Source organism: Pseudomonas serboccidentalis, from assembly GCF_028830055.1.
In the GTDB taxonomy this organism is placed as follows: Bacteria; Pseudomonadota; Gammaproteobacteria; order Pseudomonadales; family Pseudomonadaceae; genus Aquipseudomonas; species Aquipseudomonas serboccidentalis.
In genome coordinates, this window is record NZ_CP101655.1 from 1,916,906 (window position 1) to 1,933,874 (window position 16,969).

At 61.5% G+C, this 16,969-nt stretch carries 16 protein-coding genes; 5 read left to right on the plus strand and 11 right to left on the minus strand.

Annotated elements, in window-relative coordinates:
• The first annotated feature begins 68 nt into the window (after positions 1–68).
• Entirely contained in the window at positions 69–1,067 is a 999-nt protein-coding gene (locus NN484_RS08955; RefSeq protein WP_215499720.1) for a bile acid:sodium symporter family protein, read from the plus strand.
• Positions 1,068–1,158: 91 nt separating this feature from the next.
• Here the strand turns inward: NN484_RS08955 and NN484_RS08960 are convergent, their stop codons facing one another.
• Positions 1,159–1,353, minus strand: coding sequence for a PLDc N-terminal domain-containing protein (locus NN484_RS08960; RefSeq protein ID WP_127652462.1), 195 nt, complete (start codon positions 1,351–1,353; stop codon positions 1,159–1,161).
• Positions 1,354–1,407: 54 nt separating this feature from the next.
• Positions 1,408–2,022 carry a LuxR C-terminal-related transcriptional regulator gene (locus tag NN484_RS08965; RefSeq protein WP_274658923.1) on the minus strand — a complete coding sequence of 205 codons (615 nt, stop codon included), beginning with the start codon at positions 2,020–2,022 and terminating at the stop codon, positions 1,408–1,410.
• A 114-nt stretch (positions 2,023–2,136) separates the two neighbouring features.
• Between NN484_RS08965 and NN484_RS08970 the strand changes: the two genes are divergently transcribed.
• Positions 2,137–3,762: an ATP-binding response regulator gene (locus NN484_RS08970; protein ID WP_274658924.1), complete on the plus strand. Its 1,626-nt coding sequence runs from the start codon at positions 2,137–2,139 to the stop codon at positions 3,760–3,762.
• A gap of 1 nt (position 3,763) precedes the next feature.
• Here the strand turns inward: NN484_RS08970 and yecR are convergent, their stop codons facing one another.
• From yecR to NN484_RS08990, 4 genes are all read right to left on the minus strand, one after another.
• A complete protein-coding gene (yecR, locus tag NN484_RS08975; protein ID WP_127652458.1) occupies positions 3,764–4,072 on the minus strand; it encodes a YecR family lipoprotein in 309 nt (102 codons plus the stop codon).
• 33 nt (positions 4,073–4,105) lie between these two features.
• Positions 4,106–4,420 (minus strand): hypothetical protein, encoded by a 315-nt coding sequence (locus NN484_RS08980; protein ID WP_127652457.1) that lies wholly within the window; start codon positions 4,418–4,420, stop codon positions 4,106–4,108.
• Between the two features lie 506 nt (positions 4,421–4,926).
• Positions 4,927–6,099: a cystathionine gamma-synthase gene (locus NN484_RS08985; RefSeq protein ID WP_127652456.1), complete on the minus strand. Its 1,173-nt coding sequence runs from the start codon at positions 6,097–6,099 to the stop codon at positions 4,927–4,929.
• On the minus strand, positions 6,096–7,472 hold the full coding sequence (locus tag NN484_RS08990; RefSeq protein ID WP_127652455.1) for a pyridoxal-phosphate dependent enzyme: 1,377 nt from the start codon (positions 7,470–7,472) through the stop codon (positions 6,096–6,098). Before NN484_RS08990 ends, NN484_RS08985 begins: the two co-directional genes overlap by 4 nt.
• Before the next feature lie 387 nt (positions 7,473–7,859).
• On the opposite strand from NN484_RS08990, the gene metE reads away from it, so the two are divergent.
• Entirely contained in the window at positions 7,860–10,148 is a 2,289-nt protein-coding gene (gene metE / locus NN484_RS08995) for a 5-methyltetrahydropteroyltriglutamate--homocysteine S-methyltransferase (protein ID WP_274659284.1), read from the plus strand.
• A gap of 64 nt (positions 10,149–10,212) precedes the next feature.
• Here the strand turns inward: metE and NN484_RS09000 are convergent, their stop codons facing one another.
• Positions 10,213–11,148, minus strand: coding sequence for a Ppx/GppA family phosphatase (locus NN484_RS09000; protein WP_127652454.1), 936 nt, complete (start codon positions 11,146–11,148; stop codon positions 10,213–10,215).
• A gap of 405 nt (positions 11,149–11,553) precedes the next feature.
• Between NN484_RS09000 and NN484_RS09005 the strand changes: the two genes are divergently transcribed.
• Positions 11,554–11,781 (plus strand): ParD-like family protein, encoded by a 228-nt coding sequence (locus NN484_RS09005; RefSeq protein ID WP_274658925.1) that lies wholly within the window; start codon positions 11,554–11,556, stop codon positions 11,779–11,781.
• Positions 11,778–12,569, plus strand: coding sequence for a type I methionyl aminopeptidase (map, locus tag NN484_RS09010; RefSeq protein ID WP_274658926.1), 792 nt, complete (start codon positions 11,778–11,780; stop codon positions 12,567–12,569). Before NN484_RS09005 ends, map begins: the two co-directional genes overlap by 4 nt.
• Positions 12,570–12,739: 170 nt before the next feature.
• Here map and NN484_RS09015 read toward each other — a convergent pair whose 3' ends face one another.
• Genes NN484_RS09015 through NN484_RS09030 form a run of 4 tightly spaced genes read right to left on the minus strand, consistent with a single transcriptional unit; the run spans position 12,740 to position 16,694 of the window.
• Positions 12,740–13,894, minus strand: a complete 1,155-nt coding sequence (locus NN484_RS09015; RefSeq protein ID WP_274658927.1) for an ABC transporter ATP-binding protein — start codon at positions 13,892–13,894, stop codon at positions 12,740–12,742.
• Between the two features lie 17 nt (positions 13,895–13,911).
• Complete coding sequence (locus NN484_RS09020; RefSeq protein WP_025111627.1) at positions 13,912–14,721, minus strand: ABC transporter permease; 810 nt, start codon at positions 14,719–14,721, stop codon at positions 13,912–13,914.
• Between the two features lie 6 nt (positions 14,722–14,727).
• Positions 14,728–15,672, minus strand: coding sequence for an ABC transporter permease (locus tag NN484_RS09025; RefSeq protein WP_274659285.1), 945 nt, complete (start codon positions 15,670–15,672; stop codon positions 14,728–14,730).
• Positions 15,669–16,694 carry an ABC transporter substrate-binding protein gene (locus tag NN484_RS09030; protein ID WP_127652449.1) on the minus strand — a complete coding sequence of 342 codons (1,026 nt, stop codon included), beginning with the start codon at positions 16,692–16,694 and terminating at the stop codon, positions 15,669–15,671. Before NN484_RS09030 ends, NN484_RS09025 begins: the two co-directional genes overlap by 4 nt.
• Between the last annotated feature and the right edge of the window lie 275 nt (positions 16,695–16,969).

The following is a 16,969-nucleotide window of genomic DNA, read 5'->3' on the forward strand; positions in this document are numbered from 1 at the left end:
TTAGTCGGTAATTCACGGTCACGTTAGAGTCGCAATCACGTACTGGCAACCCCCGGATGAGCAAACCCATGACCCGCCCAAGATTCTTGCCCGACAACTTCACCCTGACCCTGATCGGCGTCGTGCTGCTGGCCAGTTTCCTGCCGGCCAGCGGTCAGGTCGCGGTGGGGTTTGGCTGGCTGACCAACATCGCCATCGCGCTGCTGTTCTTCCTCCACGGCGCGAAACTGTCGCGTGAATCGATCATTGCCGGTGCCGGCCACTGGCGCCTGCACCTGTTGGTGTTCGGCCTGACCTTTGTGTTGTTCCCGCTTCTCGGGCTGGCGCTGAAACCGCTGCTGTCACCGCTTGTCGGCGACAAGCTGTACATGGGCATGCTCTACCTCTGCGCGTTGCCCGCCACCGTGCAGTCGGCGATCGCCTTCACCTCGCTGGCCCGGGGCAATATCCCGGCGGCGATCTGCAGCGCGGCGGCGTCGAGCCTGTTCGGGATTTTCCTCACGCCGTTGCTGGTGACGCTGCTGCTGAACGTGCACGGTGACGGTGGCTCGACCCTGGATGCGATCCTGAAGATCAGCGTGCAATTGCTGCTGCCGTTCATTGCCGGGCAGATCGCCCGCCGCTGGATCGGCGCGTGGGTCGGGCGCAACAAGAACTGGCTGAAGTTCGTCGATCAGGGTTCGATTCTGTTGGTGGTCTACGGCGCGTTCAGCGAGGCGGTCAATGAAGGCATCTGGCATCAGATTCCGGTCGTCGATCTGCTGGGGTTGGTGGTGGTCTGCTGCATCCTGCTGGCGCTGGTGCTGTTGGCGTCGACCCTGCTGGGCAAGGTGTTCGGCTTCAGTCAGGAAGACCGCATCACCATTCTGTTCTGCGGTTCGAAGAAGAGCCTGGCCACCGGCGTGCCGATGGCGCAGGTGCTGTTTGCCGGCAGCACGATTGGTGTGCTGATTCTGCCGCTGATGCTGTTCCATCAGATTCAATTGATGGTCTGCGCGGTGTTGGCGCAGCGCTATGCCAAGCGGCCGGAATCGGTGCCGGAGTTGATGGCGCAAGTCGATCCATAAACATCGCATTCCCTGTAGGAGCTGCCGAAGGCTGCGATCTTTTGATCTTAAAAGATCGCAGCCTTCGGCAGCTCCTACAGGGGGTTTTTTCTCAATCCTGCGTAACGTGTTTCGGGCCGGCCAGTGCCCAGGCAATCAGGCCAAACAACGGCAGGAACACGATGGCGATAATCCACACGCCTTTGTTGCTGCCTTTGCCTGCGCTTTTGCGCACCCGGTTGATCGCCCACAATTCAAGGATCACAAGAACGACCGCGAGCACGATCCACACTGATTCGATTTGCATAGGCTACCTCCTGATGGTCTTTCAGTTAGGTGGGCCTCGGCGCGCAGGGTTCATTTAAATTGTGCCGCCGCCCCCTGAATACTTCACCGCGGCAGCGGCCCGTGACGGCACGTTGAGCGTGCGCAACAACGAAGACACATGGATGCGCACGGTGAACGGCGAGATATCCAGTGCCCGGGCGATTTCCTTGTTGGTCTTGCCTTGGGCGATCAGCCGCAGCACGTCTTGTTGACGCGGGGTGAGGGCGGTGCCGGTCTCCAGCGGCAACAGCCCTGAAGGGGCGAACCTGACCAGCACCTCGCCTTGACGGATCGCCAGAATCGCTTCGCCGATTTCGTCCGGGGCGATGTTTTTGCCGATGAAGCCGTCGATGCCGGCTGCCATCACTTCCCCGATCAGCGCTTCGTCGTCGACCATCGACACCACAATCAGCGTGGTGCGCGGCAGTTTTCGGCGCAGGTCGGCGAGTTGGCTGATGCAGGTCAGACCGGGGAAGCGCAGATCGAGAATCAGCGTGTCCGGCTCGCTACCGCCGGGCAGCAAGGCCTGTACGGCGTCCAGATCTCCGGCTTCCTCGAGCGTTGCCTCGGGCAGCAAGCGTTGCACGGTGCGCCGCATGGCCTCGCGAAACAGCGGGTGATCGTCGGCTATGATGATTCGGCATGGCATGGCATGACCCTCCCTGGATCAGGCGTTGTTCACGGCATGCACCTTAGCACCACCGACGCCGTTTGCCTGTCGCCGGGTGCTGAATCTGATGACTGTTACACAAGGACGTTGCCCATGAAGTTCGAGAAAAACACCGAGCTGGATCAGGCCAATCTGCGCATTATCATCGCCAGCATCGCGATAGTTTATATCGGCGTGCTCGGTGCTTTACCGGGCCAGCGCTTCGATACCTATCTGCCGGTGGTGGTCTACATCGCGCTGTTTCTGCTGGCGTCGATCGGCTTGCGTCAGGCCATTGTGCGCTGGCCCGGGCATTACCCGGCCCGGCGGATTTTCGGCATGGTCCACGATTACACCGGCACCTGTTTCGGTCTGGTGGTCGGCGGCGAAGCGGCGCTGCCGCTGTATGCGGTGATCATCTGGGTCAACCTGGGCAACGGCATGCGCTACGGTTCGCGCTATCTGGCGATTGCCACGGGGCTGGCGTTGCTCGCGCTGATGGCGGTTTATCGGCTGACGCCAGTGTGGCAGGCGCAACCGTACATGGTGTTGATGCTGATGCTCACCAGCACGGTGATCCCGTTCTACGCGCACTTGCTGCTGGAGCGCACGCGCAAGGCCTCCGAAGAAGCCGTCGCGGCCAATCTGGAAAAATCGCGGTTTCTGGCTCAGGCCAGTCATGACCTGCGTCAGCCGATTCACTCCATCGGTCTGTTTACCGCGTGCCTGCGTGAGTCGCGGCTGGGCGAGGACGAGCGGCGCCTGGTGGACAACATTGACCGTTCGCTGCTCAACGTTTCGCAGTTGTTCCGTTCGATTCTCGACCTGTACACCCTCGACAACGGGCGCGTCCTGCCCAAGTTGCAGGTGTTCAATCTGGGTGAATGGCTCGCCGATCTGCTCCGGCAGAATGCCGAAGCCGCGCGTTGGGCGGGGGTGGAACTGCGGCTGCGACCTTGTCCTTACTGGGTGCGAACCGATCCGGCGCTGCTCGCGACCATGGTGCAGAACGTGCTGTCCAATTGCTTCAAGTACGGCGCGCATCGGCCGGTGCTGATTGGTGTTCGCCAGCGTGGGGCGGGGCTGGCGATCGTGATCTATGACCAGGGCAGCGGGATCGCCGAAGAGCACCTGCCCAAGGTCTTTGAAGAGTTTTACCGGGTGCGCCAGGTGCGCGACAAGGATGTCGAAGGCGTGGGGCTCGGGCTGTCGATCGTCAAGCGTCTGGGGCAGATGATGGGCGTCGATGTGGCGCTGCGCTCGCAGCTGGGGCGAGGAACGGCGGTGACCCTGTTCGGGTTGCCCGTCGCCGCGCAGCCGTCGCTGTCGGCCAGTCGCGATGATGCGCGGCAGGTGGGGCTGTTGACCGGTTTGAAGGTGTGTCTGGTGGAAGACGACCGCAACGTGCTGCTGGCAACCTCGGCGTTGCTCGAGCGTTGGGGCTGTGTGGTGCAGGCGGAACTGACGGGGCAGGATCTGCTGACCGACTGCGACATCATCGTCGCCGACTATGACCTCGGCTCGCACAGCAACGGTATCGAATGCATCGACGCCGTGCGCCGTCAGCGCGGTTTCGCGGTGCCGGCCATGATCATCACCGGCCATGACAGCGAAAAAATACAGGCGGCCTTGCACGACCGCCAAATTGCCATCCTGTCCAAACCGGTTCGCCCGGCCGAGCTGCGCGCGACCTTGCGGGCCCTGCGCGACCGGCAAACCGAGCCGGTCGAGGAGGTTTGAATCAACGCTTGCAGAGGTAGTCCTGAGTGATGGTGGTTTGCAGGCAGTTGTACTGGCCCATGGTGCGGCAGATGTTTTTCTCCGAGCCGGTCACCTCGGCATGCTTGTAGCCCCAGGTCTTGCAGCGTTCCGATGCGACGGTCAGGCCTTGTGCGGCGCTGGTCTGGCCGCTTTCAAACTGGCCCAGTTCATAGGAGACCTGAACGACGCCGTCGTTCTTGCTGCCACCGGTGGCTTCCCACTGTTTGGGCGTGGCGCAGCCCGTCAGGGCGAGGGCGGTGAGGGTGAGAGTTGCGATCAGGGTTTTCATGATGAAACGTAGTCCTTTACCGGGGGAAATGAATTACTGAAATGGAATCGGTGAGGCGCCTTTGGGCAGGCAGGACAGCGGCGGGGTCATGATGCCCATGCTCGCTACCGCGACAATGGCGCCGCTGGGCAACTCGCAGTTGTATTCGCCGGCCGGGGTGTACGCGGTGTAGTAGGTGAGGGTGCTGTCGCTGCGGATGTTGTCGATTTTCGACACCGGTTTGCCGATGACGGTCTGGGCGCGTTCTTTCATGCTGGCTTCGGTGGGTTTGGCGGTCTGGCAACCGCTGGCGCCGATCAGCAGGGCGCCGACGAGCGTGACTTTGCAGAGGTTTGCAGGCAGTTTCATGGTGCTTCTTCCTTGGTGTTGTTCTGATTTCCAGGCACAACGATCCCGCGCACTGCACAGCGGCAGTGTTGGGGAGCATCGGGGGTTGCGAGGGAATATAACGCCGGGGGGCGGGGTGGTCGATTAGCACAAATGTGCTAGTGAGCTGTGGAGGCGATAGTCTTTTCGCTTCCTTGCGGGCGGGCGCAGAAAGGAAATCAGTCTAAAAACACTCATCCATCATTCGATGGTTTTTGCTAGCCTCAAAGGTGTAGGCGAAGACGCAGACTGATGCGCAAGCGGATAGCAAGGGGACGTGGGGCGCGTTCCGAAGGGTACACGGTTAGAAAGATCTCCGCGCTGAGATCCAGCCCTTATGCCGTGTGAGGCAGCAAAGCACCGCTCTTTTTCCATGGTTGCTTTTGTACTGTGAGAGGCCCGATAAACCTTGTAAGCCAGAGACCAGCACTGGCCGCCTACTCGAACTCCAAAGCCCGCCTTGTGCGGGCTTTGTCGTTCCTGTGGCGTCAGATCGACTTCAGTGCCTGGGCCAGATCGGCGCGCAGGTCTTCGAGGTCCTCAACGCCCACCGACAGACGCACCAGACCATCGCCGATGCCGAGTTTGGCGCGGGTCTCGGGCGGGATGGTCGCGTGGGTCATGATCGCCGGGTGCTCGATCAGGCTTTCGACACCGCCGAGGCTCTCGGCCAGGGCGAAGATCTTCACGTTCTCGAGGAAGCGCCGGGCACCGGCCAGATCGCTGTTCAAGTCCACGGAAATCATCCCGCCGAAGCCGTGCATCTGCCGTTTGGCCAACTCATGCTGCGGGTGCGACGGCAGGCCCGGGTAGTGGACGCGTTTGACCTGCGGCTGTTGCTCCAGCCATTGCGCCAGCGCCAAGGCATTGCTGCAATGACGTTCCATGCGCAGCGCCAGGGTCTTCACCCCGCGCAGGGTCAGGAACGCGTCGAACGGCCCGGAAATCGCGCCGACGGCGTTCTGCAGGAAGCCGAGTTTGTCCGCCAGTTCGGCATTCTGCCCAACCACCGCAATGCCGCCGATCACGTCCGAGTGACCGTTCAGGTACTTGGTGGTCGAGTGCAGCACGATGTCGAAACCCAGCTCCAGCGGTCGCTGGATATACGGGCTGGCGAAGGTGTTGTCGGCCACGCTGATGATCCCGCGTGCGCGGCAGATACGGGCGATGGCGGCGAGGTCCGAGAGGCTCAGCAGCGGGTTGGTCGGTGACTCGACAATGACCAGGCGTGTGTCGTCCTGCAGCGCCGCTTCGAACGCCGCCAGGTCAGTCAGATCGACGTAGCTGAAACGATGCCCGGCACTGCGCTGGCGCACCTTGTCGAACAGGCGGAACGTGCCGCCGTACAGGTCATTGCCGGAGATGACGTGCGAACCGGCATCGATCAGTTCGAGCACGGTGGAAATCGTCGCCAGCCCGGACGCGAAAGCAAACGCGCGGGTGCCGCCCTCCAGATCCGCCACGCAACGCTCCAGGGCAAAACGCGTCGGGTTGTGCGAGCGCCCGTAGTCGAAGCCCTTGTGCACGCCGGGGCTGTCCTGCAGGTAAGTCGAGTTGGCATAGATCGGCGGCATCAGCGCGCCGGTGGTCGGATCCGGCGTCTGGCCGGCGTGGATCACCCGGGTCGCGAAGCCTTGGGATTTATCGTCGTGCTGACTCATGCGAGGGATCTCCGTAATTGGTTGAGCATGTCGGTGCGGGTGATCAGGCCATGGAAGCCCGAGGCGTCGGCGATGATCGCCACGAGGCCGCGACTGAGCACCGATTCCAGTTCGGCGAGGTCGGCGCCGGGCGCGAGGGTTTGCAGTTTGTCGGTCATCACGCTGGAGACCGATTGACTGAAGCGTGCGGCGTCTTCGTGTACTGCCAGCAGGATGTCCGATTCGTCGATCACGCCGACCAGTTGCTTGCCTTCAACCAGCACCGGCAGCTGCGAGACATCTGCCAGACGCATGCGCTGGAACGCGGTCAGCAGGGTGTCGCCGGGGCCGACGCTGATCACCCGGCCGTCCTCGAAACGGCGGGCGATGAGGTCGCGCAGGTCGCCATAACCCTTGCGTTGCAACAGGCCCTGATCGGTCATCCACTGGTCGTTATAAACCTTCGACAGGTAGCGCGTGCCGGTGTCGCAGACGAAGCTGACCACGCGTTTCGGCTCGGTCTGTTCGCGGCAATAACGCAGCGCGGCAGCCAGCAGGGTGCCGGTGGACGAGCCACCGAGAATGCCTTCGGCCTTGAGCAACTGACGGGCGTGATCGAAGCTTTCTTCATCGCTGATCGAATAGGCGTGACGCACGCTGGACAGGTCGGTGATCGACGGAATGAAGTCTTCGCCGATGCCTTCCACCGCCCATGAACCGGGCTTGGGCAGGCTGCCGTCACGGCTGTATTGCGCCATCACCGAACCGACCGGATCGGCCAGGACCATTTCCAGATCCGGCTGTACGCGTTTGAAGAAGCGGCTCAGCCCGGTCAGGGTGCCGGCGGACCCGACGCCGACCACGATCGCATCCAGGTCATGCTCGGTCTGCGCCCAGATTTCCGGCGCCGTGCTGCATTCGTGGGCGAGCGGGTTGGCGGGGTTGTTGAACTGGTCGGCGAAGAAGGCGCCGGGGATGTCTTTCGCCAAACGTGCGGCGACGTCCTGGTAATACTCGGGGTGGCCCTTGCCGACATCCGAGCGGGTGATGTGCACTTCGGCGCCCATGGCTTTCAAGTGCAGGACTTTCTCGGTGGACATTTTGTCCGGCACCACCAGCACCACGCGGTAGCCCTTGGCGCGGCCGACCAGCGCCAGACCCAGGCCGGTGTTGCCGGCGGTGGCTTCGACGATGGTGCCGCCCGGTTGCAGGCGTCCATCGCGTTCAGCCGCGTCGATCATGGCCAGACCGATGCGGTCTTTGATCGAGCCTCCGGGGTTTTGCGACTCCAGTTTGAGAAACAGTGTGCACGGGCCAGTATCGAAACGAGTGACTTGAACCAGCGGAGTATTGCCGATCAGCCCAAGTACGGCAGGGCGTGATTCCTTTGACATTTCTTCACCTCTTCGTGGTGTTGATCGCGTTCCATTCGCGGGGAAAAGCTCGCGAGCAACATAGGCTCACACAGGGTCTGTCGCAACCTTTAGTCGGCCGTCAATTCAGCCAGTTCGATCTAACCATAGAACAAAATCGCCGCCCGCAAGGGGCGGGTTGGGCGTGTTTATATCGAGGCGCCATTGAGTATTCAAAGGGCGTCGTAGGCGTCACCAACGGCTTGATCCGGGAATGAATATCCTGCTGGGAAAACGGGCCGGCGGGATCATCTTCAGCTCATCCGATCATGAGGGAAACTTGTGATCATCAAGATTAAAATGAGTTTGTCTCACTAGCGCTTGATCTCGACAATGGTCGCCATCAACAAGACATTGGAGTTGTTTGTCATGGCACTGGCCCATTCCCTCGGATTTCCGCGTATCGGTCGCGACCGCGAACTGAAAAAAGCGCAAGAGGCGTTCTGGAAAGGAGAACTGAACGAGGCCGGCCTGCGTGAGGTCGGTCGTGAGCTGCGCAAGGCCCATTGGGACTTGCAGAAGAATGCCGGTATCGAGCTGCTGCCGGTGGGCGACTTTGCCTGGTACGACCAGGTGCTGACCCACTCGCTGATGTTCGGGGTGATCCCCGAGCGCTTCCGTCCGCACGACGGCAAAGCCACCCTGCAGACCCTGTTCGGCATGGCCCGGGGCGTCAGCGACAGCTGCTGCGGTGGTGCCCACGCCCAAGAGATGACCAAGTGGTTCGACACCAATTACCACTACCTGGTCCCGGAATTCAGCGCCGATCAACAGTTCCAGCTCGGCTGGGAGCAGTTGTTCGAAGAAGTCGAAGAGGCCCGCGCCCTGGGCCACACTGTCAAACCGGTGGTGCTCGGCCCGCTGACGTACCTGTGGCTGGGCAAGGCCAAGGGCGGCGAGTTCGACAAGCTTGAGCTGCTCGATCGCCTGCTGCCGCTGTATGGCCAGATCTTCGCGCGCCTTGCCGCCCTCGGCGTGGAGTGGGTGCAGATCGACGAGCCGATTCTGGTGCTCGATCTGCCGCAGGACTGGAAGAACGCCTTCGAGCGTGCCTACAACCAGATCCAGCGTGACCCGCTGAAAAAACTCCTCGCCACCTACTTCGGTGGCCTGGAAGAAAACCTCGGCCTGGCCGCCAATCTGCCGGTCGACGGTTTGCACATCGACCTGGTGCGCGCCCCGGAACAGTACCCGACCATCCTTGATCGTTTGCCGGCGTACAAGGTGTTGTCGCTGGGCATGGTCAATGGCCGTAACGTCTGGCGCTGCGATCTGGAGAACGCGCTCGCGACGTTGCAGCATGCGCATGAGCGCCTGGGCGATCGCCTGTGGGTCGCGCCATCGTGCTCGCTGTTGCACAGCCCGGTGGACCTGAGCCGCGAAGACCAACTCGATGCCGAGCTGAAAAGCTGGCTGGCGTTTGCCGTGCAGAAGTGCGAGGAAGTCGCGCTGCTGGCCCAGGCCGTCAATCAGCCGGAAGCGCCGAAAGTGCTGCGGGCCTTGACCCAAAGCCGCTCGGTACAGACCAGTCGCGCCGCCTCGCCACGTATTCACAAACCCGCCGTGCAGGCCCGTGTTGCGGCCATTACGGCGCAGGACAGCCAGCGCCAATCGCCGTTTAGCCAGCGCATTGGCAAACAACGCGCCGGCCTCAACCTGCCGCTGTTCCCGACCACCACCATCGGTTCGTTTCCGCAGACCGCGTCGATTCGTCTGGCGCGCCAGTCATTCAAGCAAGGCAAGCTCAGCGAAGCCGAATACACCGAAGCCATGTACAGCGAGATCCGCCACGCGGTGGAGATCCAGGAGCAACTGGGCCTCGATGTGCTGGTGCACGGGGAAGCCGAGCGCAACGACATGGTCGAGTACTTTGCCGAGCAACTGGATGGCTACGTGTTCACCCGTTTCGGCTGGGTGCAGAGCTACGGTTCACGCTGCGTGAAACCGGCGGTGATCTTTGGTGACCTGAGCCGTCCGAAGGCCATGACCGTGGAGTGGATCCGCTACGCCCAAAGCCTGACCGACAAAGTCATGAAAGGCATGTTGACGGGACCTGTGACCATGCTGATGTGGTCGTTCCCCCGCGAAGACGTGTCCCGCGAGGTGCAGGCGCGGCAACTGGCGCTGGCGATTCGTGATGAAGTGGTGGATCTGGAAGCCGCCGGGATCAGGATCGTGCAGATCGACGAAGCCGCGTTCCGCGAAGGCCTGCCGTTGCGCCGGGCGCAGTGGCAGCATTATCTGGACTGGGCCACCGAAGTGTTCCGTTTGTGCGCGTCGGGGGTGCGTGACGAAACCCAGATCCACACCCACATGTGCTACAGCGAGTTCAACGATGTGATCGAGTCCATCGCGGCGATGGACGCCGACGTGATCACCATCGAAACCTCGCGCTCGGACATGGAACTGCTCGACGCTTTCGAAGCTTTCGCCTATCCGAACGAGATCGGCCCGGGCGTCTACGACATTCACTCGCCGCGAGTGCCGGATGCATCGGAAATGGTCAACTTGCTGCGCAAGGCTGCCCAGCGTATTCCGCCAGAGCGGTTGTGGGTCAACCCGGACTGCGGCTTGAAAACCCGTGGCTGGCCGGAGACTGAAGCGGCGCTGGTGCACATGGTCACGGCGGCTCGCCAGTTGCGCAAAGAACTGGCCTGAGGAGACAACCAAAACCCATTGTGGGAGCGAGCAAGCTCGCTCCCACAATGGGTTTTGTTGAGTGTCAGTGACGACTCATCAAACCGTGCAGCACACCGAGGCGCAAACCCGGTTCCGACGGGGCCATCTGTGAAATGCCGAACACCTTGAACGCCGCCAGCATCAGCACCAGCCCACCCGGAAGGATGCTCTGGCGATGCGGCTGCAAGCCGGCCAGTTTCAATTGCTGAACGTTCTTCACTTTCAGCAGCAGGAGCGACAGGCGCAACAGTCCGCCATAGGTAATGCCGTCCTGGCCCAAGTCATTCAAGCGATTGGCCTTGAGCACTTTCGCCAGCATGCGCGCAGTGCCCGATGAACCAATGGTCTGTTGCCAGCCCTGCGCGCGGTAGCGGCGGGCGACTTTTTCGAATTGCAGGATGGCGACGCGCTCGGCTTCTTGCAGCGCACCGGGAGCGATACGCCCGTCGGGGAAATAGCGTGCGCCAAGGGTGCCGCTGCCGATGGCGATGCTCTCGGTGAGCAGCGGTTGCGCGCCCTGGCCGAGAATCAGTTCGGTGGAGCCGCCGCCGATGTCGACCACCAGTCGCAGGTCTTGCGCGCTTGGCAGCGAATGGGCGACGCCGGCGTACACCAGGCGCGCCTCTTCATGGCCGGAGATGACGTCGATGCGAAAGCCCAGATGGCGTTCGGCGCTGTCCAGAAACAACTGCGCATTGTCGGCCTCGCGCACGGCGCTGGTCGCCACCGCGCGAACCTTGCCGGCCTCGAACCCGCGCAGTTTCTTGCCGAAGCGCGCCAGCGCCTGCCAGCCACGATCCAGAGCCATTGCATCCAGCGCGCCGCCGTCGAATCCCTCGGCCAGCCGCACCGGCTCACGCAAGGTTTTGACCTCCTGAATCATGAAGCCTTTTCGGCTGCGTACCGACTGGCCGATCATCATGCGAAACGCATTCGAACCCAGGTCGATGGCGGCAAACAGCGAGGCGTCTTCTTTCATGGGAATCCTTGCAAAACGTCCGTCGAAGGCTCAAGACGGTTTGCGAGGATTCTGCCGCTGACTTGATGACAGCCTGATGACGGGGCAGGGGCGGTTCAATGAATGTGCGGCTGTCATGACGCTGTCATGTTCCGGCGTCTATGCTCAACCCAATACATCGCGTGTTCTTAAAGTTTTTGCTGCCTCTTTTGGCAGCTTTTTTTTGCCTGCGATTTGATGCACTGCATTCTGTAGGAGCTGCCGCAGGCTGCGATCTTTTGACTTTGGTTTTTATAAACAAAAGCAAGATCAAAAGATCGTCCGATCGCGCCCCGAGCCTGCGGCAGCTCCTACAGGGTTGGTTTGCAATTTTCCATGAGAGTTGGCTAATATACGATCCATATACACTTCGTATCGGATTCGGATATGGGCATCGTAAAGATTTCAGAAGACATGCACGAAAACCTGCGCATCTCCAGCAACGCGCTCAGCCGCTCGATCAATGCGCAGGCCGAGCACTGGATGCGCATCGGCATGCTCGCCGAACTGCACCCCAACCTCGACCACAGCGCCATTTGCCGCTTGCTGATCCGCGCCGAACAGAGCGGCGGGCTGGATCTGCATCAACTGACTCAGGAAGCCGTCAGCGCATGAGAAACCAGATCAAGATCAACACCCCCGCCGAAATCGCTCAGTCGCGTGCTGCCGGCAAACTCGCCGCTGAAGTCCTGGCGATGCTGGTGCCGCATGTGAAGGCCGGCGTGACCACCGATGAGTTGGATCGCCTGTGCAACGACTACATCGTCAATGTGCAAAAGGCGATTCCAGCCAACGTCGGTTATCACGGCTTCCCGAAAACCGTCTGCGCCTCGGTCAACGACGTGGTGTGCCACGGCATTCCTTCGGGCACACCGTTGCAGGACGGCGATATCGTCAACCTCGACATCGCGGTGATCAAGGACGGCTGGTTCGGCGACACCAGTCGCATGTACGTGGTCGGCGAGGCGACCCCTGAGGCGCAGCACCTGATCAAGACCACCTACGACGCCATGTGCGCCGGCATCCGTCTGGTGCGCCCGGGCGCGACGCTGGGCGATATCGGCCATGCGATCCAGAGCCTGGCGGAGAAGGAAGGTTTCAGCGTGGTGCGCGAGTATTGCGGCCACGGCATTGGCAAGGTCTATCACGATGAACCGCAGATCCTGCATTACGGTTTTCCGAATCAGGGCATGAAGCTCAAGGCGGGGATGATCTTCACCGTCGAACCGATGCTCAATGCCGGTAAGCGCCATGTGAAGAACATGCCGGACGGCTGGACCGTGCTGACCAAGGATGGCTCGTTGTCGGCGCAGTGGGAGCACATGGTGGCGGTGACCGAGACGGGTTTCGAAATCCTCACGGCGTGGCCGGACGAAGTTGAAGGTTTCGCGCCCATCGTCTGAAAAAAGGGCCACCGCAGCCCGACGCTGTGTGACCCGAGGGTGATAGACAGTTTCCTTGTAGGAGTGAGCCTGCTCGCGATAACGGTGTGCCAGACAACAACTATGTTGAATGTCAGTCCGCTATCGCGAGCAGGCTCACTCCTACAGGGGGATCTGGTGTCAGGGAAATATCAGTGGGCGCCGGCCGCTTTGTTGAGGTCGCTTTCGGTCCACTCGGTGTACACGCAGGCATCCGCCGTGGCCCAGCGCACCCGCACCGAATCCCCAGCCTTGAGCGGCATGCCCGCCGCCGACAACGCCTTCACCTTCATCGAAGTCCCGCCCGACGTGACCACGCTGCAGGTCTGGCTCTCGCCCAGAAACAACACCTCGACGACCTTCGCCGACACCTCATTCCAACCCGCCACCAACGGCTCATCGCTGGCCTGCTGCACGCTCAGCGCCAGGGCTTTCTCCGGCCGCACCATCAGCAGCACATCCTGATCGGTGTGCAATCCGGCGGTCAGTCGTATCGACAGCGACTGCCCCTCAAAACTCGCCGCCGCATTCCCGTGCGCCTTGAGCTTGAGGAAGTTCGAGTTGCCGAGGAACGAGGCGACAAACGCATTCGGCGGGTTCTGGTACAGGTCATACCCGCTGCCCAGGCCGACAATCTTGCCGTGACTGAAAATCGCGATGCGCTGTGACAGGCGCATGGCTTCTTCCTGATCGTGGGTCACGTAGACGATGGTGATGCCCAGACGCCGATGCAGCTGGCGCAGTTCATCCTGCAGATCCTCACGCAGTTTCTTGTCCAGTGCACCGAGCGGTTCGTCCATCAACAGAATGCGCGGTTCATAGACCAGCGCCCGGGCGATGGCGACCCGTTGCTGCTGACCGCCGGACAGTTGCGAAGGGCGGCGATGAGCGAATTGCTCAAGCTGCACCAGTTTCAACATCGCATCGACACGCTTGTCACGTTCGGCGGCAGCGAGTTTGCGGATCGCCAGCGGGAAGGCGATGTTGTCGCGCACCGACAGGTGCGGGAACAGCGAGTAACGCTGGAACACCATGCCGATGTCGCGCTTGTGCGGTGGCACGTTGACCAGCGACTGGCCGTTGACGAGGATCTCGCCGCTGCTCGGCGTTTCGAACCCGGCGAGCATCGACAGCGTGGTGCTTTTGCCTGAGCCGCTGGAGCCGAGAAAGGTCAGGAACTCGCCGTCCTTGATATCCAGCGAGATGTTGTCGACGGCGGCAAAGTCGCCGTAGTGCTTGTTCAGGTTGCGCAGGCTGACCAGGGGTTTGTCGGTCTGCTGGGAGGCGTCTTTGATCACGGCACTCATGTCGTACTCCTGGGCGCTCAGGCGCTGATTTCGTTGCGCCGGCGCAGTGCGGCGGCGATCACCATGACCAATACCGACAGGCCGATCAGCAGCGTCGAAGCGACGGCGATCACCGGTGTCAGGTCCTGGCGCAGGGTGGTCCACATTTTCACGGGAAGGGTTTGCAGGGTGGGACTTGCCATCATCACGCTGAGCACCACTTCGTCCCATGAAACGAGGAAGGCGAAGAGGGCGCCGGCGACCATGCCCGGACGGATCGCCGGGAAGGTCACCTTGAACACCGCTTGCAGGCGTGAGGCGCCGCAGATCACCGCCGCGTCTTCAATCGACTGATCGAACAGCTTCAGCGAGTTGATGATCGAGATGATGGTGAATGGCAGCGCGACGATCACATGGCTGACCACGAAGGCGAACATGGTCCCGGTGTAGCCGAGCTTGAGAAACAGCGCGTACACCGCCACGGCGATGATCACCAGCGGCACGATCATCGGCAGGGTGAACAGACCATAGAGCATTTCCCGACCGGGAAAACGCCCGCGTACCAGCGCAAACGCGGTCGGCAAACCGAGGGCCACGGCGCAGATCGTGGTCAACACGGCGACCTTGAGGCTGGCCGCGGCGGCGTTCATCCAGTCGGCGTTGGAGAAGAACTGGCCGTACCATTTCAGCGTCCACCCCGGTGGCGGGAAGACCAGCCACTGCGAGGAGCCGAACGACAGCAGAACGATGAACACGATCGGCAACAGCAGGAACAGACCGATCAGCCCGGTGGTGGCATAGAGGCCGAAACGCATCCGGCGGCTCATGGCATTGGGAGTCAGGAGCATCTCGGCTTACCTCGCGTTGCTGGCGCCAACCGGGGATTCCGGCTGAAGCTTCAGGTAGAAGTAGAACAGCACCAGGGTGATCGCGATCAGCAATGCGGCGCCGGCACTGGCCAGGCCCCAGTTGAGGAACGATTGCACCTGCTGAATGATGAACTCCGGCAGCATCATGTTCTGCGCCCCGCCGAGCAGCGCCGGGGTGACGTAGTAACCGAGCGACATCACGAACACCATCAACCCGCCGGACGCCAGACCCGGCCGGCACAGCGGCAGGAACACCCGGAAGAAGTTGGTCCACGGACTGGCACCGCAGATCGAGCCGGCCTGCAGGATCATCGGGTCGATGGCCTGCATGGTCGCCTGCAACGGCAGGACGATGAACGGGATCATGATGTAGCTCATGCCGATCACCACGCCGGTCAGGTTGTGCACCATTTCCAGCGGCTGATCGATGATGCCCATGGCCATGAGCGCCTTGTTGATCACCCCCGAGGCTTGCAGCAGCACCAGCCACGAATAGGTGCGGGCGAGCAGGCTGGTCCACATCGACAACAGCACGATGTTGAGGATCCAGCGCCCCCAGCCGCGTGGCACCAAAGTGATCGCCCAGGCCAGCGGAAAGCCCAGCAACAGGCTGAAGATCGTCACCAGCCCGGCCACCGAAAAGGTGTTGAGCAGCACCCGGGCGTACGCCGAGTTAGCGAACAGTTGTTCATAGTTGCCAAGGCCCGGGGTTGGTTCCAGCACACCGCGCAACAGCAGGCCAATCAACGGCGCGAGAAAGAACAGGCCGAGGAACAGCAGCGCCGGCAGGAGGTTGCCGGCGCCACGCCAGCGTTGCTTGAAGGACGGGGCTTGCGCCATTGCACTGGCCTTGCCGAGGGCCGGACCGGCAGCGCTCGCGGCGCTCCCGGTGGCAGTGGAGGGACGGGACGCAGCGGCCGCCATTTTCATTTGACCAGCCATTCGTTCCACCGTGTCGCGATGGCTTGACCGTTCTTGGCCCAGTACGCGAAATCAAGAGTGATCTGATCCTTAGCGTAGGCAGTCGGCAGGTTCGGGGCCAGCACCGAGTCCAGGCGCGCCACGCTGTCGACGTTGACCGGGGCGTAGGCGGTCAGGTTGGAGAAGTCGGCCTGGCCTTTGGCACTGCTGGCGTTGGCCAGGAACTTCATCGCCGCGTCCTTGTTTTTCGAGCCTTTTGGAATCACCAGAATGTCGGCCATGACCAGGTTCTGCTTCCAGCTCACGCCCACCGGTGCGCCGTCTTCCTGCAGGGCGTGAATGCGACCGTTCCAGAACTGGCCCATGCTCGCTTCACCGGACGCCAGCAGTTGCTGCGACTGCGCGCCGCCGCCCCACCAGACGATGTCTTTCTTGATGGTGTCGAGTTTTTTGAAGGCGCGATCCAGGTCCAGCGGGTAGAGCTTGTCGGCCGGTACGCCATCGGCCAGCAGCGCCAGTTCGAGCACGCCGGGGCTAGGCCATTTGTACAGGGCGCGTTTGCCGGGGTAGGTCTTGGTGTCGAACAGGGCGCTCCAGTCCTGCGGCTTGTTGGCGCCGAGTTTGCCCTCGTTGTAGCCGAGAACGAAGGAGAAGAAGAACGAGCCAACGCCGTAATCGCTGACGAAACGCGGGTCGATCTTGTCGCGCTGGATGACTTTGAAATCGAGGGGTTCGAGCAGACCTTCAGCAGCGGCACGCAAGGCGAAGTCGGCTTCGACATCGACCACGTCCCACTGCACGTTGCCGCTCTCGACCATGGCCTTGAGTTTGCCGTAGTCGGTCGGACCGTCCTGCACCACGGTGATGCCGCTGGCCTTGCTGAACGGATCGGCCCAGGCCTGTTTCTGCGCATCCTGGGTGCTACCGCCCCAGCTGACGAAGTTCACGCTTTCGGCGGCCATTGCAGCCTGGCCGGTCACGCTCAGCAGTCCCGCAAAAAGGATTGCGGTTGCAGCTTTGTTCAACACCATTTTTACGCCCTCATTGTTGTGTTTTTGAGCGGGCTTGCGTTGTTGCCCGCCTGTCGGGAGCAGTAGCTGGACGGTTTTTCAGGTCGCCCGGTCTATGGAATATCATATTATGGTATTCCAAACTTTGTGCAAGCACTTTGCCTTACCGGTTATCTGGAGGCTGTCCTTTTTTGTGGTTCGAAGAAATGGATCTGAAATGCAAAACCCTTGTAGGAGTGAGCCTGCTCGCGATTGCGGTGTATCAGTCAACATCATTGCTGAATGTCACACCGCTA